This window comes from Kitasatospora putterlickiae, from assembly GCF_039527695.1.
GTDB lineage: Bacteria > Actinomycetota > Actinomycetes > Streptomycetales > Streptomycetaceae > Kitasatospora > Kitasatospora putterlickiae.
Genome location: NZ_BAAAKJ010000002.1, coordinates 64,604 through 66,208 on the forward strand (window position 1 = coordinate 64,604; position 1,605 = coordinate 66,208).

Consider the following 1,605-nt stretch of genomic DNA (forward strand, 5'->3'; position numbering starts at 1 on the left):
CCTTGCGGCGGACTGCCCCATGTGGAGTGAGAAGTCGGCCATTCCGACTTCTCACTCCACCCTGGACACCTCGCTTCCTTGGCAACCACACCCGCCCGCTCCCGCCGGTCCTCGCGCGCGTCGAGCGAGGCGCGGCGGCCACCCGTTGCGCTCGTCGCAGGCGGATGGGTGGGGCGGTGCGGAGTGGGAAGTCGATGGGGTCGACTTCCCACTCCGGGTATACCGCAGCAGCCGCAGTGACCCATTGAGTACCAGGGGTGGAGTGGAAAGTCGGCCCACCCGACTTTTCACTCCGGGGTTCAAGGGCGGGCCGGTCCTGCCAGCGATGGCCCAGCGCGGCTCGGCCGTCGGGCCGGCGGAGCGGGGGTGGTCAGGTGGGGGGTGGGCCGGCGGATTCCAGGCGGTGGACGAGGGCGCGCAGGGCGCGCAGTTCGCGGTCGAGGGCCTGGGCGCCGGCGGGGGTGAGGACGACCCAGGTGCGGGGCCGGCGGCCGGCGTAGCCCTTGTGCACCGCCACCAGGCCGGAGTCCTCCAGAACCTTCAGATGGCGCGAGAGGTTCCCGTCGGTGAGCCCCAACTCCTGCTTGAGGAAGGCGAACTCGACGCTCTCGGCCTCGCGGGCGATCGCCAGGATCCCGAGCCGGACCCGCTGGTGGACGGTGTCGTCCAGGGCCAGGGTCGGGTGCCGCTCCTCGGTGTCGTCCGCAAGGCTCATGGGGTGACCGTACGGGATGCGGCGGACGCTCGGCGCTCGGTGGTCCACTGGGCCAGGCCGGGGGCGAGCAGGACGGCGGCGAGCAGCAGGGCCTTGGGCTGGGGGCCGTTGGCCCAGGATCCGTCGAAGTGGTCGAGCCCCGGCAGCCAGCCGCTGCCCCAGAGCCCCGAGAGGTAGGCGGTGAGCAGCGCGGCGTGGGCGAGCCCGGTGCCGGCGACCAGGCGGTTGCGCTCGGTGAGGCCCAGCACGAGCAGGCCGATGCCGACCACGTACCAGGGCGAGGCGTAGTCGTTCGCGAGGAAGGAAAGGCTGTCCGGCACCCGGCGGGCGAACCGCAGGAGGACGACCGGGATGGCCGCGATCAGGACGCCGGCGACGGCTGCCGTGCCGAGCCAGGCGCGGCGGTGCGGGACGATGCCGCGGGTCTCCCCGCGCCGCCGGTACCAGCGGGCGAGGGCGAACCAGGCGAGCGGGAGGAGGGCGTACCAGAGGCCCCAGCCTGCGAAGCGCAGGATGGCTCCGTCGAACTCGCCCGCCAGGCACGGCCCGTCGAGCGAGTGCGGCACGCAGAGGCCGATGTGCTCCGAGTACGCGAACGTCGGGTACGAGGTGATGCTGCGTCCGTCGGGCGGGAAGTTGTAGGTCTCCCGGGCGATCGGTACGGCGGCCAGCGCCAGCAGGCCGAAGGCGAGCAGCGGGACGCCCGAGCCGCGCAGGCGGGTGCGGGCCCGGGCGCGCAGGCCCTCCGTCGCGGCGAGCAGTTCCGCCGGGTCGCTCCGGTGCAGTGTGCTCATGGTTCCCCCTGGTGACGTCGCGTCAGCTGATTCCGGTCCGGCAACTTTGCATCGCAAAGTAGATTGCGGTCAAGAGCTCACGGCATGGCAAAGCGA

The 1,605-nt window shown here is 72.6% G+C and carries 2 protein-coding genes; both read right to left on the reverse strand.

All coding sequences use genetic code 11. The features are described 5' to 3' along the window. Positions 1-370: 370 nt before the first annotated feature. On the reverse strand, positions 371-715 hold the full coding sequence (locus tag ABD308_RS00375) for a winged helix-turn-helix domain-containing protein (protein ID WP_344322150.1): 345 nt from the start codon (positions 713-715) through the stop codon (positions 371-373). Further along, positions 712-1,509, reverse strand: coding sequence for a hypothetical protein (locus ABD308_RS00380; protein WP_344322154.1), 798 nt, complete (start codon positions 1,507-1,509; stop codon positions 712-714). Before ABD308_RS00380 ends, ABD308_RS00375 begins: the two co-directional genes overlap by 4 nt. Positions 1,510-1,605: the final 96 nt, after the last annotated feature.